Genomic DNA, 20,308 nt, shown 5'->3' with positions numbered 1-20,308 from the left:
CGGCGGCGGTTGGGGTCGGTGTATCCGGGGCCGGCCGGTGGTGGACGACTGTCCCCGGAACGGATGCTGACGAGCACGCTGGTGCTCCTGCCGTTGGCTGTCGGTGCTGCCCATTTCGGTGCGGGCGTGGCGAGTGCAGTGATCGCGGCGACGTTCGGGGTGCGATCGAGGCGCCGACGGCAGGGAGCTCGGAGCCGGGCCGCTGCACGGCAGCTGGTCGACGGGCTGGCAGCGATGATCGCAGAGCTGCGGGTCGGGGCTCATCCGAGCGCAGCGGCCGGGTCGGCGGCCGCGGAGGTCGGCGGGGAGGTGGGCCGGGCCCTGGCAGTCGCGGCGGCCCGCAGCCGGCTGGGTGGGTCGGCCGCCGACGGCTTGGCGGGTGCCGTAGGCACCGGAGCCGACGAGCTGATTCGGGTGGCGGCTGCTTGGCGGGTGGCCGAACGATTCGGACTGCCGCTCGCCGAGCTGCTGTCGGCGGCACGAACGGATCTGGTCGGCCGGCTGCGCTTCCGCGAGCGCACCCAGGCCGCACTGGCCGGTCCGCGTGCCAGCGCTGCGGTGCTGACCGGATTGCCGTTGCTCGGTATCGGACTGGGCCAGCTGATGGGTGCGGCGCCCCTGGCCGTGTTGTTCGGCACCGGAGTCGGCGCCGTGCTGCTGCCCCTCGGAGCGGGGCTGGCCTGTGCGGGGCTGTTGTGGGCCGATGCAATCACCGGCCGGGCCTTGCGATGAACCGGGCGTCATCGCGCCGACGACGAAAGGGGAGGCAATGGAACCGTATTCGGTGCCGGCGACGGTAGTTCTGCTGGTTGCCGCGGCGGTATCGGTGCTGCCGGGCCGGGTGGCAGTGCGGCGTCGCATCCGCATGCTGCATGGCTCACCGGGTGCCGGAGCGCAGCATGTGGGCGCGCCCGATGAGATGGACGCACTGGCCGCCGCCTCGACGTTCGACCTGGTCGCCGCCTGTCTGCGATCCGGGTTGCCGATGGCAGCAGCGGCCCGGGCCGGTGCGTCGAATGCGCCGCCGACGCTGCGCGCGGCACTGCTGCGGGCCGCGGATCTACTCGCGCTCGGCGCCGATGCCGGGTCGGCATGGCTGCGTTCGGCCGCCGAAGTGGCCGGTAGTCCGGGTGCCGACGAGGTTGCCGCGCTGGCCCGGTTGGCGCGGCGTTCGGCTCGCTCGGGTGCCGTCGCCGCGACGGCGATCGCCGAACTGGCCGAGGATCGGCGATCCGCGGTCGCCGATGCGGCTGTCGCCAAGGCCGAGCGGGCCGGAGTGCTGATCGGTGGACCGCTGGGCCTGTGTTTTCTACCGGCCTTCGTCTGCCTGGGAATCGTGCCGGTGGTCATCGGACTCGCCGGAAAAGTGCTCGGTGGGGACGGTCTGCTGTGACCGCCGGACCGCCCGGCCGAACGTCTCCGTGCGGATCGGCCGCACGGAACCTGGAGGAAGGGGAAACCGATGAAGTACGCACCGTCGGCTGTGCCCGGGGCGGGCCTGCGCACCCGCTACGCGAAGGTATGCGCCCGTTGTCGTCGGCTGTCGACCGACGAGTCCGGTATGAGCACCGCCGAGTACGCCATCGGGACCATTGCCGCTGCGGCGTTCGGTGCCGTGCTGTACGGGGTGGTGACCGGCGACAATATCGTCGATGCGCTGACCGGGATCATCGACCGGGCGCTGAGTACCAGCGTCTGAGCCCGGGGGCCGGCGCGGGGCTTGGTCGTCGCCGGGGGATCGGCCCCGCAGATCGGGGTGCGGTGACCGTGGAGGCGGCGATCGCGCTGGGTGCCCTGATCGTGACGGTGGCGCTGTGCGTGGGCGCGCTGCTGGCGGCGTCGGCACAGGTCCGCTGTGTCGACGCAGCTCGGGAAGCCGCCCGATTGGCGGCCCGCGGCGATGATGCGGCCGCGGTGCCCGCAGCCCGGCGGCTGGCCCCGGGCGGCGCCGTCGTGACCGTGCGTTCGGATGGAGTCTGGGTGAGCGCGGAGGTGGTGGCGGGTGCTCCGTTACTGCCGCTGCTCACGCTACGTGCCGAAGCCGTGGCCCGGCGTGAGCCCGGGGTGTCCGGATGAGTCGGCGCGGCCGGGGCGAACGGGGCGCGGCGACCGTTTCGGCCTGCCTGTGCCTGGCGGCACTGCTGGCCTCGACGCTGCTCACCGGGCAGCTCGGGGTCGCGGTGGCAGCTCGGCATCGGGTGCAGTCCGCCGCCGATCTGGCGGCCTTGGCCGCCGCCGGAACCGCGGCCGAGGGGAGCGGGCCGGCGTGCGCAGCTGCCACGGTCGTCGCCGAGCGGATGGGTGTCCGGATCCGTCGGTGCGCGATCCAGCAGTGGGATGCGGTGGTCGCCGCGGAACTGACGGTGCCGCTGGGCGTTTTCGGTGCAAAAGCCGTGCGTGCGCAGGCACGAGCCGGACCCGTACTTCCGTGATACCGATGAGTAGCTTTGTTACTACCGGGTGGATGTTCCAGTCGGGGTAATTCAGGGTAATTTCGCTCAGCGCATAATCGGCATTTCTTTTCGTTTTCTTCAGGTGCCCGGGGAAAGAATGAAATGAATCTACCGACCGGTTGGCCATAGGCCGGGCTACGGTCCAGTTAACCTAAAGATCATCCTCTTTATTCGCTCAAGGGTTGCGCTGTGTGGCAAACGCGCAGGTCCGGACAAATTTGGACCAATGTCCAGCATTCCTGCCGCAGCCGCTGGCCCGGTCACGCGGTCGTATCGGCCAGTGCGGCCACGATCGCACCGAGCAGCCGGGCCGCGGCGGCCTTGTCCAGCGGGGTGTTCCCGTTGCCGCACTTCGGGGACTGCACGCAGGAAGGACACCCGCCCGGGCAGCCGCAGTTCCGTACCACCGAGCAGGTGGCGGCCAGCCAGTCGTGCATCCGGGCGAAGCCGCGCTCGGCGAAGCCCGCACCACCCGGGTGTCCGTCGTAGACGAACACCGTCGGGAGCCCGGTGTCGGGGTGTTCGGCGATCGACACTCCACCGATATCCCATCGGTCGCAGGTGGCGAACAGCGGCAGCATGCCGATGGCCGCGTGTTCGGCTGCATGCAGCGCGCCCGGCAGCGTCCGGGCGTCGATACCGGCTGCGTGCAGCAGGTCGGGAGCCACGGTGTACATGACCGCGCGGGTTACCAGGGTCTGTGGCGGAAGGTCGAGTTCGACCAGGTCCAGTACCTCGCCGGTGAGCAGGGTGCGCAGGTAGCCGACCACCTGCCGGGTGACCTCGACCTGCGCTGCGGCGATCCGGACCGCACCGTGTACCTGCTCGGTCAGCACCCGGTCGACAGCGATGGTGGTGACCTGTCGGGCGCTGGTCGTCCAGCCGGGCTCGGCGGGGTGGACGAATGCCACGCCACCGGGCAGGTCCAGCTCGTCGACCAGGTACGTTTCGCCTTGGTGCAGGTGCACCGCGCCGTCGTGCAGGGTGGCGGGGGCGCGCCCGGCGTCGGCGGTTCCGAGCAGTCGCCCGGTCTCGCCGTCGACGATCGCCACCGGCGCTCCGATCCCGCCGCGGACGTCGACCGCATCGTGTGGATCACCTTCGGGCGGCCGGCAGTGCGCCGTGACGTGCCATCGGGCCCCGGTGCGGCCGTTCGGCCGCCGCCGGAGCAGTCCCCGGGCGGTCAGGTCGGCGGCGACTGCTGCCGCCGACAACTCGGCGATCTCGGTGTCGGTCAGCGGTAGCTCCAGGGCGGCGCAGAGCAGCTGTGGGCCGAGGACGTGCGGGTTGGCGGGATCGGTGATGGTGGCCTCGACCGGCCGGTCCAGCAGGGCTTCCGGGTGGTGGACCAGGTAGTTGTCCAGGGGATCGTCGGAGGCGACCAGGACCACCAGCGCATCCCGTTGCCGGCGTCCGGCCCGTCCGGCCTGCTGCCAGAACGAGGCGAGGGTGCCCGGGAAGCCGGCGACCACCACCGCATCCAGGCCGGAGATGTCGACGCCGAGTTCGAGCGCGCTGGTCGTGGCCACGCCGAGCAGGGATTCGTCGGCGAGCGCGGCTTCCAGGGCGCGTCGGTCCTCCGCCAGGTATCCGGCCCGGTAGGCCGCTACCCGGCCCTGCAGGTCGGGGGCGGTTTCGGCGAGCTGCCGCCGGGTTTCCAGCGCCAGCGCCTCGGCTCCGCGGCGGGACCGCACGAACGTCAACGTCCGCCTGCCGTCGGCCACCAGGCGGGCCATGATCCGGGCGGCGGTCGTATGCGTGGTGTGCTCGGTCGTACCGGCCGTTTCCGGCGCCGCGGCGGGATCGCACAGGGCGATGGTGCGGGCGCCGCGCGGCGAGGCGTCCTCGGTGACCACCCGGCACGGCGACCCGATCAGCGTCTGTGCCGCCGCGCCGGGCTCGGCACCGGTGGCCGAACACAGGACGAATACCGGATCGGCTCCGTAGTGTGCCGCGAGCCGGCGCAGGCGGCGCAGTACCAGGGCCACGTGCGAGCCGAACACGCCCCGGTAGGCGTGGCATTCGTCGACGACCACGTACCGGAGACGGCGCAGTACCCGGGCCCAGCGCTGGTGCGCCCGCAGCATCCCGACATGCAGCATGTCCGGGTTGGTGAACACCCAGCGCGCATTGGCCCGGACCCACTGCCGGATCTCGGCCGGGGTGTCGCCGTCGTAGCCGGCCGGATGGACCGTACGCAGGCCGTTGTCGTGGGTGAGGGCGGCCACGGTGCGCAGCTGGTCGGCGCCGAGCGCCTTGGTGGGCGACAGGTACAGGGCGGTGGCCCGGGGGTCGGTGTGCAGGGTGCTCAGCACCGGGAGCTGGTAGCCCAGCGACTTACCCGAGGCGGTCCCGGTGCCGAGGACCACGTGTTCGCCGGAGTGCGCGTACTCCGCGGTGCGGGACTGGTGCGTCCAGGGCCGATCGATCCCGGTCGCCCGGAGCGCGTCGATCAGATCGGCGGGCGCCCAGTCCGGCCATTCCGTGTGCCCGGCCGGGCGAGCGGGGAGATCGACCACGTGGGTCAGGGTGGTGGCGGCGAGTTCCGCGCCGATCGGGACACGATTCGGCAACGAACGGTCCGCGGACGGTGCCGGATCGCCCTCGATCCGGTCCGTCCGGTCTGCCGGGTTCGGTGCAGTCGGCCCACTGATCATGTGTCAAGTGTGAAACGTGTGTATCCAGCGAGCGTTCCCCGGGGTAGGTATACCCAATAGAGACCTGGGTCACAGGTTGGTTGCCGGATGTTCACTCGGTTATCGCGAGGCAAACAGACTGCAGGTACGGATTCTGGCAACCGGACCCGCACCTGCGCATTTGCAAGATCAACTGATTTGCAAATTGTCGGTAACTCGACTGTTGAATTGCTCGAAGACATGGTTCACTGGGTCCTGGTCGCAAGCTTCTGTGTTCGAGGGGACGGATCGAAAGTCCAACCATCAGCAGGATCGATGTTGCGAACGCTGAGCGTCGGTTCCTCGCAGTGCGGGGATAGAGCCTAGCGGTCGGAACGGACCCGGTGGGCGAAACCTAGTTGTCCGCCGTTCCGGTGAGAAAGAGAAGGAACAGAATGGCACAGGGAACTGTGAAGTGGTTCAACGCGGAGAAGGGCTTCGGCTTCATCGCCCCCGAGGATGGCTCCGCTGACGTCTTCGTTCACTACTCGGAGATCCAGGGCACGGGCTTCCGGACCCTCGAGGAGAACCAGAAGGTCGAGTTCGAGGTCGGCCAGGGCACCAAGGGCCCGCAGGCCACCGGCGTCCGCGCGCTCTCCTGAGCAGCGTCGACGATCCATAGCTCGTCCCTCACCCCCGGTACGGCGGTGAGGGACGAGCTGTTTCCGGGGCATGTTCGACTCGGGACCGGTCGAGCTGGCTACACTGGGGGCCGCCCCCGCGGCGACCGAGCCGGCGCTGTCCGAGGCAGGGCGCTCGACCACCCATCGCGGGGCTGCAAGGTATAAACGTCTCTGGCGGGGATGGCAGCTCATCCGCCGCTTGCCCCAGCCGCGCACCGTGTACGAACACCTAGGCGCGGGTCTAGAAGGAAGGTGTGTTCGCCGGTGGCAGCACGAGACCGCGGTGCATCCGACCAGGGCCGTCCCCTGCGTCGTCTCGTGATCGTCGAGTCCCCGACCAAGGCGCGCAAGATCGCGCCGTACCTCGGTCGCGGGTACACGGTCGAGGCGTCCGTCGGGCACATCCGGGACCTGCCGCGTGGCGCCGCCGACGTGCCGGCCAAGTACAAGGGGCAGTCCTGGGCCCGCCTGGGCGTCGACGTCGATCACGACTTCGAGCCGATCTACGTCGTCAGCCCGGACAAGAAGGCCAAGGTCTCCGAGCTCAAGAGTCTGCTGAAGGACGCCGACGAGCTCTACCTCGCCACCGACCCCGACCGCGAGGGGGAGGCCATCGCCTGGCATCTGCTGGAGACCCTCAAGCCGAAGGTGCCGGTCCGCCGCATGGTGTTCCACGAGATCACCGAGCCGGCCATCCGGGCGGCCGCCGCCGACACCCGCGAACTCGACAACGATCTGGTGGATGCGCAGGAGACCCGCCGCATCCTGGACCGGCTGTACGGCTACGAAGTCAGTCCGGTGCTGTGGCGCAAGGTGATGCCCAAGCTGTCCGCCGGCCGGGTGCAGTCCGTCGCGACCCGGGTGATCGTGCAGCGCGAACGGGAACGCATCGCCTTCCGCTCCGCGGAGTACTGGGATATCGCCGCCAAACTGGACGCCGGCCGGGGTGCGGCCGACGCCGCCAATCCGCGTACGTTCGGTGCCCGCCTGGTGCAGGTGGATGGTTCCCGCGTGGCCACCGGGCGGGATTTCGGGTCCGACGGTCAGCTGAAGACCCAGTCGGGCGTGGTGGTATTGGACGAACAGCATGCCCGGCGGCTGGCCGAGGCGCTCGAGGGCGCCGACCTGGTGGTCTCCTCGGCGGAGTCCAAGCCGTACACCCGCAAGCCGTACGCGCCGTTCATGACCTCCACGCTGCAGCAGGAGGCCGGCCGCAAACTGCGTTTCGGTTCCGAACGCACCATGCGGGTCGCCCAGCGGCTGTACGAGAACGGCTACATCACCTATATGCGTACCGACTCGACCACGCTGTCGGAGTCGGCGATCGCGGCAGCCCGTTCGCAGGCCACCCAGCTCTACGGCGCCGAGTACCTGTCCCCGTCGCCGCGGCAGTACAACCGCAAGGTCAAGAACGCGCAGGAGGCGCACGAGGCGATCCGTCCGTCCGGCGATACCTTCGCCACTCCGGGCGAACTGCACGCCCGCCTCGATCAGGACGAGTTCCGCCTCTACGAGCTGATCTGGCAGCGCACCGTCGCCTCCCAGATGGCCGATGCCCGCGGCACCACCCTGACGTTGCGGATCACCGGTGTCGCCGGTACCGGTGAGGAGTGCGTGTTCTCGGCCTCCGGGCGCACGATCACCTTCCCCGGTTTCCTGAAGGCCTACGTCGAGAGCGTCGACGAGGAGGCCGGCGGACAGTCCGACGATGCCGAATCCCGGTTGCCCGCACTGGAAGAGGGCGAAGGGGTGACGGCCGCGGAGCTGAACCCGGACGGGCACAGCACCAACCCGCCCGCCCGCTACACCGAGGCCTCGCTGATCAAGACGCTGGAGGAGCTGGGCATCGGCCGGCCCTCGACCTACGCCTCGATCATCAAGACCATCCTGGAGCGCGGCTACGTCTACAAACGCGGCAGCGCCCTGGTGCCGTCCTGGGTGGCCTTCGCGGTGGTCGGGCTGCTGGAGGCCTATTTCGGCCGGCTGGTCGATTTCGACTTCACCGCCGCCATGGAAGACGACCTGGACGCCATCGCGGGTGGCCGGGAGCAGCGCGGAAACTGGTTGTCCAGCTTCTATTTCGGCGGCGATCACGGGGCCGAGGGCTCGGTGGCACGTTCCGGTGGGCTGAAGCAGATGGTCGGCGGTCAGCTCGACGACATCGACGCCCGCGAAGTGAACTCGATCAAGATGTTCACCGATGCCGAGGGCCGCGACGTCGTGGTCCGGGTGGGCCGGTACGGCCCGTATCTGGAACGGATGGTTGTGAATCCGGATGACCCGGACGGTGATCCGGTCTCCCAGCGGGCGAATCTGCCCGACGATCTGCCGCCCGACGAGCTGACGCCGGAGGTCGCCGAGAAGCTCTTCGCCACCCCGCAGGAGGGGCGTTCGCTCGGCGTCGATCCGGCCACCGGCCACGAAATCGTTGCCAAGGAAGGGCGTTTCGGTCCCTACGTCACCGAGGTGCTGCCCGCGCCGCCCGCCGAGGCAGCCGGCAACGGCAAGAAGACCACCAAGAAGTCCGACGTCAAGCCGCGTACCGGTTCACTGTTCAAGTCGATGGACCTGGCGACCATCACTCTCGACGATGCGCTGAAACTGCTCTCCCTGCCCCGGGTGGTCGGCACGGACCCGGAATCCGGCAACGAGATCACCGCCCAGAACGGGCGATACGGCCCCTACCTGAAGAAGGGGACCGATTCGCGATCGCTGGCCACCGAGGAGCAGATCTTCTCGATCACCGTCGACGAGGCGTTGAAGATCTACGCCGAGCCCAAGCGGCGCGGCCGGCAGGCCGCCGCCGCGCCGCCGCTGCGCGAACTCGGCAACGATCCCGCGTCCGGTAAGCCGATGGTGGTCAAGGACGGCCGCTTCGGCCCGTACGTGACCGACGGTGAGACCAACGCCAGCCTGCGCAAGGGCGACGAGGTCGGTTCGCTCACCGATGAGCGGGCTGCGGAGCTGCTTGCCGACCGGCGGGCCCGTGGTCCGGTCAAGAAGGCTGCCAAGAAGACGGCGGCCAAGAAGACGGCGGCCAAGAAGACGGCCGCGAAGAAGACGGCGACCAAGACGGCAGCGAAGAAGACGGCAGCGAAGTCGACCGCCAAGAAGACGGCGGCGAAGAAGACCGCCGCCAAGAAGACGGCAACCAAGGCTGCTGCGAAGTCGCAGTCCGGCGCGGGTGCGGACACCGCTGCCGAATAGCCGCGCAGGCCGGTGAGTGCGTCCGGTTCGTACCCGGACTCGGGGGCGCCGAGCGGCCGCCCGGCGCATCGGATCCGCTGGTCGGCCTGCCGACGATCACCCTAGCCGGGTATCCGGGCAATTTCTCGTCGGCTGGACGGGAGAGCTGGGGTAGCTCGTCGATGTCGTCCGGACCGATCGAGACGTCGTCGGAACGGACTGAGTCGTGATCGGTGCCCCGTACGGAAGCCGAGCCGCGTGTCGGAGCTTGCGGTGGCGCGGTGCCCGTGCAGTCGGGTGGTCCGGGCCCGTCCGAAAGTGTCGGCGGGGCGGATTAGGGTGGTGCGCGTGGCAGGTGTCTTCGATCGGCTGGTGGGCCAGGCAACGGTGGAGTCCGAGCTCCGGGCTGCCGCAGCGGCGGCCCGGTCGGGCGAGATGTCCGGGGCGATGACGCATTCCTGGCTGTTCACCGGACCGCCCGGGTCCGGCCGGTCGGTGGCCGCGTTGTGTTTCGCCGCGGCCCTGCAATGCACCGACCCCGAGACGCCCGGTTGCGGTCGGTGTCAGGCCTGCACCACCACCATGGCCGGGACACACGGCGATGTGCGGTCGGTGGTGCCGGAGGGCCTGAGCATCAGCACCAAGGAGATGCGCGAGATCGTGCAGGTCGCGGCGCGTCGGCCGAGTACCGGCCGGTGGCAGGTGGTGGTCGTCGAGGATGCCGACCGGCTCACGGAAGCGGCCGGCAATGTGCTGCTGAAGGTGGTGGAGGAGCCGCCGGACCGCACGGTGTTCCTGTTGTGTGCGCCGTCGGTGGATCCCGAGGACATTTCGGTGACCCTGCGCTCCCGGTGCCGGCATATGCACCTGGTGACACCGGCTCCCGCAGCGATTGCCCGGGTGCTGACCGAACACGACGGTTTGGATGCGGAGACCGCTCGCTGGGCCGCCTCGATCGGCGGCGGGCATATCGGCCGGGCTCGCCGGCTGGCCACCGACGCCGAGGCGCGGGAACGCCGCAAACGAGCCCTGGCCTTGGCTGCGGCCGCCGCCCGCCCCGGCGCCGCGTACGCTGCCGCCGACGAACTGGTGAAGGCCGCCGATACCGAGGCCAAGGAGATGAGCGCCGAACGCGATTCGAAGGAACGCGATGAACTGGCCACCGCCCTCGGCGCAGGCGGCACCGGCAAGGGTTCGGCGGGCGCCACCCGCGGTTCCGCCGGCGTGCTCAAGGACTTGGAGAAGCGGCAGAAGTCCCGCGCCACCCGAACCGGCCGGGACGCCCTGGACCGGGCCCTGATCGACATCGCCGGCCTGTACCGCGACGCCCTGGCAACCCGCTACGCCACCGCCACCCCGCCGACTCTCACCCACCCCGATATGGCCGAGGCGAGCCGCGACCTGGCCGACCGCACCCGCCCCGAGGGCCTCCTGCAGAGCATCGAAGCCGTCCTGGCCTGCCGCGACGCCCTGGACCGCAACGTCAAGCCCCGCTTCGCCCTCGCTGCCATGGTCGCCACCCTCATCGCCGCCCAAGCCTCCTGACCAGCTGTTTTCGCGATCGGTCCGCCGTCGCGATACACTCACGACGCCGAAAGGCACGCCGCCTTAGCTCAGTCGGTAGAGCGCTTCACTCGTAATGAAAAGGTCGGGGGTTCGATTCCCCCAGGCGGCTCCATTCTTGCTGGTCAGCTGGGTCCCGTGTCCCCTCAACCGGGGACACTCCAGGCCAGACGATCGATGACTACCCTCGGGTCATGCGGCAGGTTCGATCGGGAGAAGCGATGCGCAAGAACTCTCTGATTGCGGGCCTTGCTGCAGCTGCATTCGTGGTCGTGGTAGCGCCGCCGACATTCACCGTCCTGTCGAGATCGTCTGATCCTGCGACGCCCCGGACCGACAACGAGAGGGAGATGATCCAGGTGGATGGCAACGCTTCTCCTGCACGTGAGCCCAGTGACAACGAGCGTGACTCTGAGGACCTTGTTATCGAGCCGGGTAAGCCGACGACATGGCAGGAGTTCGCCGAGGATGCGAGCGCTGGTAGCAGCCCCAACGAGCAGCCGACACTCTTGGGGCCTGACGGGCCGTCGGAAGGTGTAATTCTGAGGTCTGAGCAGTCGGAGTAGTTCCCTACCCGACGCTTTCGATATTCGTGACCAAGCGCTGGCGTGCCCCCTGATCCCCAGGGGCATGGCAGGCGGCAGGCCCACCACGTCCATCAGCGCTGTTCCAGAGGCAAATGCCGCCCACCTATGCTCGAGAGGTGTACTGGGATCCCATGCCTTCGGTCATCGCTTCGGCGGAACTGCCAGTGATCGGCGGCGAGCATCGAAGTCTGGGTGATCCGAACAGCTACTGCCGTGGTCGGTGGGACGAACGCGATTGGCGCAACGTACCCGGCCCCTTCTATGGCGCTAGTACCGACAACTGCTGGACGGGCCGGCTGGTCGCGCCGGAGCACATCGTCTACGAGGACGGCTACGGTAGCGAAGTAGTGTTCCGTCAACCCCGCAACGCCCATGAAACCCACCTGTTGTTGTCCGCCGCATGGGCCGACCCGTTCCACGGCTATGCCTGTGACGGCGACCGATACTGGACAGTTGAGTTGGTCCGTGATTGGTGAGCCGGTCGCGCGAAGCTCGCCGAATGGCTGAGCAAGGTTGAAAGGGAATGGTCTGTCTACGACCGCGACCAGGAGCGCGAAGCTGCGCATGGGTTGCGGGCCTACTCGGGAGTGCAGAAGGTGACTTCGATTCCCCGGTGCTCGGCTTCGACCCCGTCGCTGGCCGGTGTGGTGCTGCTGGCAGATCCAGAACTCGACTGAAATCTGATCGGCGGTGAGGCACGCGTCCGAGACATCGCGCGTTGGCAGGAGCATGGGCGGAACCACGGCTGCATCCGGGCGCACTTGCTGCTGAGGCATCGGACCGTCGAAACCCCGCCGGGTGAGCCGGCGACCCGTCCCACCCGTCGCTATCGGTAGGCATCTCGCCCATGCTCGATGTCGTGGACGATCACCCGGCGAGATTCGTCATCGATGCGGTAGATGATGCGATACGTGCTGCGGCGGGCGCTGTGCAGACCGTTGTACGGTTCGTGCAGCGCTTTGCCGACACGCCAAGGGTTGGCGGACAGGTCGCCGTTGATCAATTCCCAGGCAGCGGCGGCCACGTGTTCGGGTAGCTCGGCCGACAGGGCGCGACGTGCTGTAGGAGTGTATTGAACCTCGTAGGCGTCAGCCACGACCCAGACGCTCATTCATGATGGCTGCCATGTCCTCATGCGAGGTGAGATTCCCGGCGGCATCATCAGCGGCCGCTTGTACCAGCTCCTCACGAAGTGGCCGGTTGGCCAGGATGGCCATGGTTTCCTGGATCGACTCCCACTCGCTGACGCCGACCAGAACTGCGCGAGCCCGACCGTTCTTGGTCAGGGTGTAGTGGTCGTGTTCGCGGTGACAGAGTGAACCGACATGAATCAGGTGGTCAGCGGCCGGCGCTGATCAGTGCCGTGATCAGTGATCCGCGTCGTAGTGCGATGGAGTTCGCCGAGTCGGACGAGTAGCTCGCTGTGGTGACGACGAGTGATTCCGGGTTCGGCTTGCCCACGCAGTGCGGGGCCAGGCGGGTGAGGAACTCATCGGGTGTGAACACGGCTTCCGGCGGGTGTACCCCGGGGAGTTGCGGGCGCATCAGTGCGCCTACCGCCAGGGGGATGCCGGTGACCTCGGCCATGGTCAGGCCGGGTACTTGCCCCAGTGCGCAGGCGACGGTGGCCGGTTCGCCGCGCTTGTGTCCGCGGGCAACGGCGAACAGCGGCGGTAGGTCCGAATCGGCCAGGGCGCCTGCCGATCCCGAGGGCATCAGGTTCTCGGCGGCCGCCCCGATGGAAGCTGCGTGGGAACGCTGCAGGATTCCTCGGGTCACCCCGCCTCCGAGCAGATTCAGCACCGCGACGATATGCCGGGGTGCCAGCGCGACATTGACGCTCTCGGTCAGTTCGGGGTAGGTGCGGGCGAGGGTGACCGGCTCCGGATGGCCGAAGGTCCAGCCGTGCGCCGTACCGAGTCCGGGGTAGTCGATGGCAGTCTTGCGCAGCGGTTTCTCCCACACCTGCCGGCCTGCACGAATCACCGGGATGGTGTTGCTGATCTGTTCGATCCCATGGGCGATCGCCGCGCTGGGTCGCCATGAGCGGGTCTGTGGTTGTGCCATGGCGAGGTTCCAGCCGGTGAGCACCGAATCGACGCGATCGAGGGCGGCGATGCTCTGGGCGGCCAGCAGGTTCGCCAGGCCCGGGCTGGCGCCGACGCCGAGGACTGCGGTGATTCCGGCGGCTTCGGCGTCGGCGTGCATATCGAGCATGGTCATGGTCGGGATGGGGTCGTCGCAGACGTCGACGTAGTCGCGTCCTGCTTCGATCGCAGCACGCAGGATCCCGGGCCCGAACCGGAAGTACGGTCCCACCGTGTTCACCACGATGTCGCAGGTCTGCATCGCGGTGACCAGGGCAGGGTGGTCGGTGACGTCGATAGTCCGGGCAGTGCAGTTGTCACCGAGTTCGGTGGCGACCTCGCGCGCTCGAGCTTCGGACAGGTCGGCCACCACCAGCTGCTCGACCTCCGGCTCGCCGCCGAGCACGCGCGCCGCCGCCCGGCCGACCTCCCCCGCACCGCCCAATACCATGACCTTCACCGGAAACTCCCGTCGTGTCGACTGGTCTACACCGCAACACTATCTGTGACTTTCGGTATCGGACATGGGTTGTGAGTTCGTATCCGGATTCATCCGTGGCTGCGGTTCGTTGCCGAAGTTTTCACCGGCAAAGTCGAGGTCTGTCAGGAGGTGGACCAGTCGGTGTTGTGCTCGCCCGGCTCGACGGTGGTGATCTGACCGATGGTCAGGGCGAGCGCATCCGGCAATGCCTGGAAGGCTTCCTCCACCCGGGCGATAAGCGAAGCGCGGGCACCGGCGCCGCGGCGGGTGGAATGGCGTTCGGTGCGGACCCAGTTCTTGGCCCCGCAGCGCCAGGCGGCCAGGGCCAATTCCGGTAGGAGGCGGATGGTTACGTCGGTGCGGCCGTCGGCGCCGGTGCGGGATTCGAGGGCTTCGACGAGGCGTTCGTGGGCGGCCAGGGACAGGGCGTTGCTGTGGTGGCGCAGCGCGGTGTTGTGGGCGATCAATCGGCGGGTGGCGACGAATCGGCGTTCCCAGTCGGTGTCGCGGTTCTCGATGGCAGCGGTGAGGGTGGTTTGCAGCATGGCCAGAATCGTGGTTTCGGCACGGCCGGGATGACCGGTGAAGGATTCGAGGTAGGCGTCCCACAGCTCGGCTTCTGCGGCCAGAGCCACGTCCTCTTTGGAGGCGTAGTAGCGGAAGAAGGTGCGCTTGGATATCTGCGCCTCGGCCACGATCCGGTCAAGGGTGACCGCATCGAAGCCGTGGTCGGTGAACAGGCGCAGTGCGATCTCGCCGAGTTGGCGGTGGGTGTGTTGTTTCTTGCGTTCGCGCAGCGAAACGACCTGCACATCCGGGTTGTCGGCTCGTCCGCTCACGATCTCACCCTATCCAGTCGCCCACCCCTTCCCTTGTATCGCTACCGAGTGTAATTTTACACCGAGTGGCACTTTAGGAGGGGTGGTTCGATGTGGCGACGAGCCGAACTGGTGGTCATGCTGTGCGCCTCGACACTGGGGGTGATGGCCGGGGCGATCGTGGTACCGGTACTGGAGGTGATCCGCGGCGATCTCGGGGTGAGCGGCACCGAGGCCGGGTTCATCATCACGGCACACGGTTTCGCGATCGCCGTGGTCGGCCCGCTCGTCGGGCGGGCGATCGACAGGTGGGGAGTGCGGTTGCCGCTGGCCGGTGGCCTGATCCTCTACGGGCTCGCCGGTGGTGCGGGGCTGGTGATCTCGTCGTATCCGCTGCTGATCGCCAGTCGACTGCTCCTGGGGATCGGTGCGGCGGCGGTGTTCAGCGGAACGACCGTCGCCATGCTGGCCATGGGATCCGGCGCCCGGCGCGATCGGATCATGGGCTGGCGTACCACTGCCACCACCGCCGGTGGGCTGATCTGGCCCCTGCTGGCCGGAATGCTCGGCGGGGTGAGCTGGCACGCCACCTTCTCCATCTACCTGATCGGGATCCCGCTCGGGGTCATGACCCTGAGCGGGATCCCGAAGCGCTCTGTCGCCCAGGGCGCGGCCGGGACCGAGAAGGCCGGTTCGGCGCTGGATCTGGTGCGTCGACATCCGACGCTGCTGGCCTGGTACGGGTTGATGATCACCACCGGATTGATGATGTACAGCCTGGCGGTGTTCCTGCCGCAACGTCTGGCACAGCTGGGGATCGCGGCGCCACTCTTCGTATCCCTGTTCATGGTTGTGCAGGCGGTCGCCGCCATCGCGGTAGGGATGGGATATGCCCGGATCCGTGCCCGCTTCGGCTTCGCCGTACTGCTGCGCACCACGGCCTGCTGCTGGATCCTTGCCTTCGGTGTGCTGGGGCTGGTGGCGCACCCCGCGCCGGTCTTCGTCGCATCGGCGCTGTTCGGGATCGGCAACGGACTGCTGCTGCCGGTGATCACCGTCCTGATCGGGGAAACCCCACCGGAGGCACGACGCGGTCAGGCGACCTCCCTGTCCGGTACGGCAATGTTCACCGGCCAGTTCGGATCCCCCTTGGTGTTCGGCCCGCTCATGGCCGCCACCTCGATCACCACCGGCTATCTGCTCGCTGCCTCGATCGCCGGCATGATTCTCGTCGGGCTGTTGTTTTTCCGGATCGATGATCCGACCGAATCGGGCGGGCAACGGAGAGCGGGCCGGGTCGCCGAGCCGTGGAGGGCGCCGGAAAGTGTTCGTGGGTAGGGTTACCGGTCTCGATATGGGTCGACCAGGGTTGTCGGTGTGTGGGCGACTTCGAGCGCACGTTCGGGGAAGTCCGGGCCGGCAGTGTAGAAGCGGGCTCGGGTGCGGCCGACCGGCTGCAGCGTGCCGAGCGTGACGAGTTCGCGCAGGTCGCGCTGTGCTTGCTGGGTGCGGAGACCTTCGGCCTGCTCGTAGCGTGTTCGGCGGACGCGACCGGACATCGCGACGTCGTGCAATGCGCTGACGACCCGCTCGTCCAGCCGGGTGCCTGCAAGGGCGGCGGTGTCGAAGTGCTACCACCTCCGTCGGATGCCGTTACCACGATTGCTGCGACTGCGGCAGACTTGCATGGGGACGGCTGTGGATGGGTGGCGCTCCATGCGTACCGTTGTGTCAACGCCGTTCAGGAATCAGGCGGCGTCCGTGTGGTGTCCGGTGATGGTGACCTCGATGCGATCGGCGTCGAGCGAGATCGTCAGCAGGGCATCGAGCGCCGTCGAAAGCTTGTCGAGTAGCGGCAGCGTCGGGACGGAGTCCGAACCTTCGATCCTCGAGATCTTGGCCTGCGTCAGTCCGGCGCGTTCCGCCAGTTCGGTCTGTGTGTAGCCCAGCTCGATCCGCCGGTTGTACACGGCTTTCGCCAGCGCCATGGAGAGCTGGATCTGGCGGCGCTCCTCGGCAACATCATCAGGCTCGACGAATCCCTCGGTCAACCTCCGTTCGCGGAGGGTCTTCCATCGCGAATGGCTCATCGCTCCAGTTCTCCTTTCTCGACTGTCCGGGTGAATTCCTCATGTGCGGGTCCATGCTCCGCCCGGCAAGTCTGCTGAGCCAGCTTCGCCCGTTTGACCTCGGCATCTTCGCGCATGCGAGTTTTTCTGAATACGGTCAACAGCACAGCACGTCGACCGGGAGCCAGCCAGTAGGTGATACGGATGGCTGCGCCATCGATTGTGGGCCTCAGCTCTCGAACACCGTCACCGAGATATCGAGAGTAGGGCTCGCCCAGGGAGTCCGCGTGCTCTGCGAGTAGGCCGACATACTCGTCGACCTTCAGGAAGTGGCGCGCGGGCAGGGCCAGCAGCCAGTCTCGAACCTCTGGTTCGATCTCGATGGTGAACAGTGGTCCCACTCGGTCCATATTATGTCATTAACGACATAATGCAAGTGCGTCGGCGTGCCGAGCTGTACGGATGCTCGACGACGCCGCCTGGTCGCGGTTGGCCGGACGCTGGCGCCGCATGATTCTCGTCGGGCTGCTGTTTTTCCGGATCGATGATCCGACCGAATCGGGCGGGCAACGGAGAGCGGGCCGGGTCGCCGAGCCGTGGAGGGCGCCGGAAGGTGTTCGTGGGTAGGGTTACCGGTCTCGATATGGGTCGACCAGGGTTGTCGGTGTGTGGGCGACTTCGAGCGCACGTTCGGGGAAGTCCGGGCCGGCGGTGTAGAAGCGGGCTCGGGTGCGGCCGACCGGCTGCAGCGTGCCGAGCGTGACGAGTTCGCGCAGGTCGCGCTGTGCTTGCTGGGTGCGGAGGCCTTCGGCCTGCTCGTAGCGTGTTCGGCGGACGCGACCGGACATCGCGACGTCGTGCAATGCGCTGACGACCCGCTCGTCCAGCCGGGTGCCCGCGACGAACTCCGCCAGGATCGACCACACCGTTGCGGACCGAATCCACCGAGCACGGACGGTCTGGGCTTGCTGGTGATATGCGGTCAGATTGAACCGGATCCACTCGGAGGCATCTCGATTCGGTTGATACGTACTACCCAGACGGCCGAGCACCTGGTAGTACTCCCAGGTGTTGCCGGGGCGGCCCAGCCAGGATTCGATGGACGAGAATTCCGGGGCGAGTACACCTTCGCGTGCGATGAGTAGCGTCTGCAGGGAGCGGGGCATGCGGCCGTTTCCGTCCGCCCAGGGTGGATCGACACCAAGTGCAGATGGGCCATCGCCGCACGGACCAATGGATGGGTTCCGTCGTCGGTGTTCAGCCATTCGACCAGTTCGGCCATCAGGGTCGGCACCTGACCGGCGTCGGGGGCGGTGTAGGCGGCGATGCTCGGATCACGGGCATCGGTTACGTAGACCGGTCCGGCGCGCCATTGCCCGGCGGGGCGGCGTTCGACATGCCGATGGCCCTGCAACATCCGGTGCAGCGCATTGAGGAAGCCCTTGCTGTAGTTCCTGGGTCCGGATTTCGGTGCCGCGCATGCTCTGGTTCCGGTGGTGGATGGTTGTTCGACTCGCGTGTACTACCGGATGCCGCCGGTGGTCATCCTGAGCGGGGTGATCGGGCCGGAGCCGCGGCCGGTACCGGGGCGGTGGTTCGTGTATGCGCTCCTGTTGGTTCTGCTGATCGTCGGCGTGGCGCCGTTCGTCGCCCCACCCTCATGACGCCGTTCGCGGCAGCCGGCAACGGATGATCGGCCGCGATGTGTTCGGCGCCATGCTCCGTAGATCTATACGGAACCGAATAAATAGGCATACCGTGTTCTATACGCAAACGTATAGAACAGGAGGGCTGTCATGGCGGAGCACGCCGGGAGCCGGATGATCACATGGGCGGGCGGCATCCTCACGGTTGTCGGCGCCGGGCACCTCACCCTCGGATTGCTGTTCAGCGTGCAGTACTTCGACGAGTGGCTGACGTTGCAGCTCTGGGGCCGCTGGCTGGAGGATGTTCCCGAGGTCAATGCCTTCTGGGGCAACGTGGGTGGTTTCGGTCTGCCGCTCACTCTCGTCGGGCTACTCGTGCTGTGGATGAATCGGAACGGCATCGTGCCGCCGGCATTCGTGGCCTGGACGGTGCTCGTCTGGGGAACGGCCTGCGCCGTGATCGTCGAGCCGACCCCCGGCCCGCTGCTGGTGATCGCAGCCCTACTGCTCCTGTACGGGATCCGCAGGGCCGCAGCTGAACCTGCACCCGAATCCGAACCGGCAACGGCTGGGTAGTCGTGGTTGTCGCCGAGCGGCAGGACGGATGTAGGGGAGCGTCTGCGCCATGGACGCGCCGATATCTGACGGAGAATTCGGCCCCGTGACGCGGAGCGTCTGCGGAACGCAGTCCGATCGCTCTGCGACGGAACGTAACTGCAGCGGAGGCGAAGCACAGGTTCGCGCAGTTCGCCGATAGCGCCCGGAGCATGGAGGAGCGGGCCGAGATCAACGTGGTGTTCGGCCTGGACCGGATCGACTGAAAAGGCCCGCCACCCGGGGTGGCGGGCCTTTTCGAGGTCATCGGCGCGGTGACTCGGCTTCCGGCCAGCGGGGCCGCCGGTCGGCGGGCGCGACAGCGGGTGTGCCACCGCGGAATCCGAGGACCGCGCCGGCGATCAGGGCGAGCACGCCGAGTATCCCCATGGCGATCGGCAGGTTGCGGCCGAAGAGGTCCAGCTTGGCGATGCTCTCCTCGGCGACGGCGATCTGCGAGTCGACGGTTTCCTCGTCGAAGACCAGGTTGGCCTTCAATGCGGTGACATCCACCTGTTCGGGGGAGCGGCCGTAGTAGAGGTGGAGCTGCTCGCCCCCTTTGAGCACCGCACCGGTGCGCGGCTCGACCCAGACGTCGCGGACATTGGTGTAGTAGCGGGTCATGGTGACCGGCTCGTCGCCTTCGAGGCCCCATTTCGCGGCGGGCAGGGTGAGCCGGTGGGTGGCGGCGGGCAGGACGTCGTACATGTTCGTGACCGGGATGGTCTGCTGGAAGTGGTAGACGGGAACGCCCTTGATCTCGGTCTCTTCGACGAATTCGATATCGAAGGTCTGCCGGGCGTTGAGATCGAAATACGGGTACGACTTCTTCTCGGTGCCGATCGGGAACCGGTACTGCAGACCGGCCCGCTGCAGCGGCTTGGCCACCGATTCGCCCGATTCGTCGACCGAGACGGCAATGGATCCGTTGGGCGATTCTGCGATGGGCTCGCCGGTCTTCCGGTCGATGGTGATGCGGTCGATCGAGGCGGTGAGCAGTCCGGCCTTGCCGTCGCGGTCGTCGCGGCTCAGGGTCTGCCCGGCCTGCACCGTCATTTCGTCGGCGTCGGAGGGTTCTTCGACGGTGACGAAGCGCTGCGACACGATCGGGACGTCGCTGTGCACCGTGGCGGCACCCTCGGGCGAAGTCAGCGATTTCGAGTCCAGGACCAGGCTCTCTTCACGGGGTACGTTCACCGCCACCGTGGTGATGCGCAGATCCAGCGGAGTCTTGGCCATCGCGGTGAGCGTATAGGTGGGGATCATGATCGCTGCGGTGAGCAGCAGGGCACCGAGGCCGACGAGGAGGCAGGCGATCATCCTGCGCGGCGTGCTCATCGGCTGCCGTAGGGGGTGTCGGTCTGCGCCGAACCCGGATCCGCGGGAGCGGTATCCGGAATCGAATTCTGTTGCATGGCGGCGGTGATGCCGAAGACGGCGATCACCCCGAGGATCGCCCCGGCCAGCCCGCTGGCCAGGCCGGGTATCACGAACTTCATCGATCGAACTCCAGGAACGTGGGGTCG

At 67.8% G+C, this 20,308-nt stretch carries 23 protein-coding genes, 1 tRNA gene and 1 pseudogene; 13 read left to right on the top strand and 12 right to left on the bottom strand.

The features are described 5' to 3' along the window. Positions 1-63 precede the first annotated feature (63 nt). The 5 genes from AC1HFH_RS25745 (at position 64) to AC1HFH_RS25725 (ending at position 2,432) form a co-directional block, all read left to right on the top strand. Positions 64-732: a type II secretion system F family protein gene (locus tag AC1HFH_RS25745; RefSeq protein ID WP_480245357.1), complete on the top strand. Its 669-nt coding sequence runs from the start codon at positions 64-66 to the stop codon at positions 730-732. Between the two features lie 37 nt (positions 733-769). Continuing rightward, a complete protein-coding gene (locus AC1HFH_RS25740; RefSeq protein ID WP_480245356.1) occupies positions 770-1,393 on the top strand; it encodes a type II secretion system F family protein in 624 nt (207 codons plus the stop codon). A 69-nt stretch (positions 1,394-1,462) separates the two neighbouring features. After that, on the top strand, positions 1,463-1,699 hold the full coding sequence (locus AC1HFH_RS25735; protein WP_480245355.1) for a DUF4244 domain-containing protein: 237 nt from the start codon (positions 1,463-1,465) through the stop codon (positions 1,697-1,699). A gap of 62 nt (positions 1,700-1,761) precedes the next feature. After that, a complete protein-coding gene (locus tag AC1HFH_RS25730; protein WP_480245354.1) occupies positions 1,762-2,076 on the top strand; it encodes a TadE family type IV pilus minor pilin in 315 nt (104 codons plus the stop codon). Continuing rightward, the gene (locus AC1HFH_RS25725) at positions 2,073-2,432 is read left to right on the top strand and encodes an Rv3654c family TadE-like protein (protein WP_480245353.1); all 360 of its coding nucleotides are present in this window, start codon (positions 2,073-2,075) and stop codon (positions 2,430-2,432) included. Before AC1HFH_RS25730 ends, AC1HFH_RS25725 begins: the two co-directional genes overlap by 4 nt. Positions 2,433-2,713: 281 nt before the next feature. Here AC1HFH_RS25725 and AC1HFH_RS25720 read toward each other — a convergent pair whose 3' ends face one another. Beyond that, positions 2,714-5,110, bottom strand: coding sequence for a DEAD/DEAH box helicase (locus AC1HFH_RS25720; RefSeq protein ID WP_480245352.1), 2,397 nt, complete (start codon positions 5,108-5,110; stop codon positions 2,714-2,716). 413 nt (positions 5,111-5,523) lie between these two features. Here AC1HFH_RS25720 and AC1HFH_RS25715 point away from each other — a divergent pair, with 413 nt between their 5' ends. The 6 genes from AC1HFH_RS25715 (at position 5,524) to AC1HFH_RS25690 (ending at position 11,563) form a co-directional block, all read left to right on the top strand. Continuing rightward, positions 5,524-5,730, top strand: a complete 207-nt coding sequence (locus tag AC1HFH_RS25715) for a cold-shock protein (RefSeq protein ID WP_019044597.1) — start codon at positions 5,524-5,526, stop codon at positions 5,728-5,730. Between the two features lie 339 nt (positions 5,731-6,069). Continuing rightward, a complete protein-coding gene (gene topA / locus AC1HFH_RS25710) occupies positions 6,070-8,958 on the top strand; it encodes a type I DNA topoisomerase (RefSeq protein WP_480247981.1) in 2,889 nt (962 codons plus the stop codon). A gap of 327 nt (positions 8,959-9,285) precedes the next feature. After that, the gene (locus AC1HFH_RS25705; protein WP_480245351.1) at positions 9,286-10,482 is read left to right on the top strand and encodes a DNA polymerase III subunit delta'; all 1,197 of its coding nucleotides are present in this window, start codon (positions 9,286-9,288) and stop codon (positions 10,480-10,482) included. Positions 10,483-10,539: 57 nt separating this feature from the next. Next, positions 10,540-10,615 (top strand) — tRNA-Thr (locus tag AC1HFH_RS25700). Between the two features lie 79 nt (positions 10,616-10,694). Beyond that, a complete protein-coding gene (locus tag AC1HFH_RS25695; RefSeq protein WP_480245350.1) occupies positions 10,695-11,066 on the top strand; it encodes a hypothetical protein in 372 nt (123 codons plus the stop codon). Positions 11,067-11,203: 137 nt separating this feature from the next. Continuing rightward, positions 11,204-11,563, top strand: a complete 360-nt coding sequence (locus AC1HFH_RS25690) for a ferredoxin family protein (protein ID WP_480245349.1) — start codon at positions 11,204-11,206, stop codon at positions 11,561-11,563. Positions 11,564-11,913: 350 nt separating this feature from the next. On the opposite strand, the gene AC1HFH_RS25685 is transcribed toward AC1HFH_RS25690, so the two are convergent. From AC1HFH_RS25685 to AC1HFH_RS25670, 4 genes are all read right to left on the bottom strand, one after another. Continuing rightward, positions 11,914-12,183, bottom strand: coding sequence for a type II toxin-antitoxin system RelE family toxin (locus AC1HFH_RS25685; RefSeq protein ID WP_480245348.1), 270 nt, complete (start codon positions 12,181-12,183; stop codon positions 11,914-11,916). Further along, positions 12,176-12,343: a hypothetical protein gene (locus AC1HFH_RS25680; RefSeq protein ID WP_480247980.1), complete on the bottom strand. Its 168-nt coding sequence runs from the start codon at positions 12,341-12,343 to the stop codon at positions 12,176-12,178. Before AC1HFH_RS25680 ends, AC1HFH_RS25685 begins: the two co-directional genes overlap by 8 nt. 82 nt (positions 12,344-12,425) lie before the next feature. Continuing rightward, positions 12,426-13,625, bottom strand: coding sequence for a saccharopine dehydrogenase family protein (locus AC1HFH_RS25675; RefSeq protein WP_480247979.1), 1,200 nt, complete (start codon positions 13,623-13,625; stop codon positions 12,426-12,428). A gap of 152 nt (positions 13,626-13,777) precedes the next feature. Continuing rightward, on the bottom strand, positions 13,778-14,494 hold the full coding sequence (locus AC1HFH_RS25670) for a TetR family transcriptional regulator (protein WP_480245347.1): 717 nt from the start codon (positions 14,492-14,494) through the stop codon (positions 13,778-13,780). Positions 14,495-14,584: 90 nt separating this feature from the next. Here AC1HFH_RS25670 and AC1HFH_RS25665 point away from each other — a divergent pair, with 90 nt between their 5' ends. Next, positions 14,585-15,811: an MFS transporter gene (locus AC1HFH_RS25665; RefSeq protein ID WP_480245346.1), complete on the top strand. Its 1,227-nt coding sequence runs from the start codon at positions 14,585-14,587 to the stop codon at positions 15,809-15,811. A gap of 2 nt (positions 15,812-15,813) precedes the next feature. On the opposite strand, the gene AC1HFH_RS25660 is transcribed toward AC1HFH_RS25665, so the two are convergent. The 5 genes and pseudogenes from AC1HFH_RS25660 to AC1HFH_RS25640 all read right to left on the bottom strand — a co-directional run. Next, positions 15,814-16,032 carry a hypothetical protein gene (locus tag AC1HFH_RS25660; protein ID WP_480245345.1) on the bottom strand — a complete coding sequence of 73 codons (219 nt, stop codon included), beginning with the start codon at positions 16,030-16,032 and terminating at the stop codon, positions 15,814-15,816. A 189-nt stretch (positions 16,033-16,221) separates the two neighbouring features. Continuing rightward, positions 16,222-16,524 carry a helix-turn-helix domain-containing protein gene (locus AC1HFH_RS25655; protein WP_480245344.1) on the bottom strand — a complete coding sequence of 101 codons (303 nt, stop codon included), beginning with the start codon at positions 16,522-16,524 and terminating at the stop codon, positions 16,222-16,224. 35 nt (positions 16,525-16,559) lie between these two features. After that, the gene (locus AC1HFH_RS25650; protein WP_480245343.1) at positions 16,560-16,943 is read right to left on the bottom strand and encodes a type II toxin-antitoxin system RelE/ParE family toxin; all 384 of its coding nucleotides are present in this window, start codon (positions 16,941-16,943) and stop codon (positions 16,560-16,562) included. A gap of 228 nt (positions 16,944-17,171) precedes the next feature. Then, positions 17,172-17,708 carry a hypothetical protein gene (locus AC1HFH_RS25645; RefSeq protein WP_480248026.1) on the bottom strand — a complete coding sequence of 179 codons (537 nt, stop codon included), beginning with the start codon at positions 17,706-17,708 and terminating at the stop codon, positions 17,172-17,174. 80 nt (positions 17,709-17,788) lie between these two features. Next, a pseudogene (locus AC1HFH_RS25640) lies at positions 17,789-17,959 on the bottom strand (Fic family protein); the annotation flags it as partial. 379 nt (positions 17,960-18,338) lie between these two features. On the opposite strand from AC1HFH_RS25640, the gene AC1HFH_RS25635 reads away from it, so the two are divergent. Continuing rightward, positions 18,339-18,764: a DUF6463 family protein gene (locus tag AC1HFH_RS25635; RefSeq protein ID WP_480245342.1), complete on the top strand. Its 426-nt coding sequence runs from the start codon at positions 18,339-18,341 to the stop codon at positions 18,762-18,764. A 282-nt stretch (positions 18,765-19,046) separates the two neighbouring features. Here the strand turns inward: AC1HFH_RS25635 and pgfA are convergent, their stop codons facing one another. Further along, positions 19,047-20,120 (bottom strand): cell envelope lipid trafficking protein PgfA, encoded by a 1,074-nt coding sequence (gene pgfA, locus AC1HFH_RS25630; protein WP_480245341.1) that lies wholly within the window; start codon positions 20,118-20,120, stop codon positions 19,047-19,049. Continuing rightward, entirely contained in the window at positions 20,117-20,281 is a 165-nt protein-coding gene (locus tag AC1HFH_RS25625) for a DUF2613 domain-containing protein (RefSeq protein WP_480245340.1), read from the bottom strand. The genes pgfA and AC1HFH_RS25625 overlap by 4 nt, the downstream gene beginning before the upstream one ends. Positions 20,282-20,308 lie beyond the last annotated feature (27 nt).

It is taken from the genome of Nocardia sp. KT25-26, from assembly GCF_056627695.1.
The sequence above is the reverse complement of the archived record's forward strand: the minus strand, read 5'-3'. Positions and strand labels throughout refer to the sequence as shown.

Excerpts from the sequence above, each read along its gene's own strand:
- AC1HFH_RS25745 (WP_480245357.1), top strand. The coding sequence starts at position 64 with ATGCTGACGAGCACGCTGGTGCTCCTGCCGTTGGCTGTCGGTGCTGCC.
- AC1HFH_RS25740 (WP_480245356.1), top strand. The coding sequence starts at position 770 with ATGGAACCGTATTCGGTGCCGGCGACGGTAGTTCTGCTGGTTGCCGCG.
- AC1HFH_RS25735 (WP_480245355.1), top strand. The coding sequence starts at position 1,463 with ATGAAGTACGCACCGTCGGCTGTGCCCGGGGCGGGCCTGCGCACCCGC.
- AC1HFH_RS25725 (WP_480245353.1), top strand. The coding sequence starts at position 2,073 with ATGAGTCGGCGCGGCCGGGGCGAACGGGGCGCGGCGACCGTTTCGGCC.
- AC1HFH_RS25720 (WP_480245352.1), bottom strand. The coding sequence starts at position 5,110 with ATGATCAGTGGGCCGACTGCACCGAACCCGGCAGACCGGACGGACCGG.
- AC1HFH_RS25715 (WP_019044597.1), top strand. The coding sequence starts at position 5,524 with ATGGCACAGGGAACTGTGAAGTGGTTCAACGCGGAGAAGGGCTTCGGC.
- AC1HFH_RS25695 (WP_480245350.1), top strand. The coding sequence starts at position 10,695 with ATGCGGCAGGTTCGATCGGGAGAAGCGATGCGCAAGAACTCTCTGATT.
- AC1HFH_RS25675 (WP_480247979.1), bottom strand. The coding sequence starts at position 13,625 with ATGGTATTGGGCGGTGCGGGGGAGGTCGGCCGGGCGGCGGCGCGCGTG.
- AC1HFH_RS25665 (WP_480245346.1), top strand. The coding sequence starts at position 14,585 with ATGTGGCGACGAGCCGAACTGGTGGTCATGCTGTGCGCCTCGACACTG.
- AC1HFH_RS25660 (WP_480245345.1), bottom strand. The coding sequence starts at position 16,032 with ATGTCCGGTCGCGTCCGCCGAACACGCTACGAGCAGGCCGAAGGTCTC.
- AC1HFH_RS25645 (WP_480248026.1), bottom strand. The coding sequence starts at position 17,708 with ATGCCCCGCTCCCTGCAGACGCTACTCATCGCACGCGAAGGTGTACTC.
- AC1HFH_RS25635 (WP_480245342.1), top strand. The coding sequence starts at position 18,339 with ATGGCGGAGCACGCCGGGAGCCGGATGATCACATGGGCGGGCGGCATC.
- pgfA (WP_480245341.1), bottom strand. The coding sequence starts at position 20,120 with ATGAGCACGCCGCGCAGGATGATCGCCTGCCTCCTCGTCGGCCTCGGT.
- AC1HFH_RS25625 (WP_480245340.1), bottom strand. The coding sequence starts at position 20,281 with ATGAAGTTCGTGATACCCGGCCTGGCCAGCGGGCTGGCCGGGGCGATC.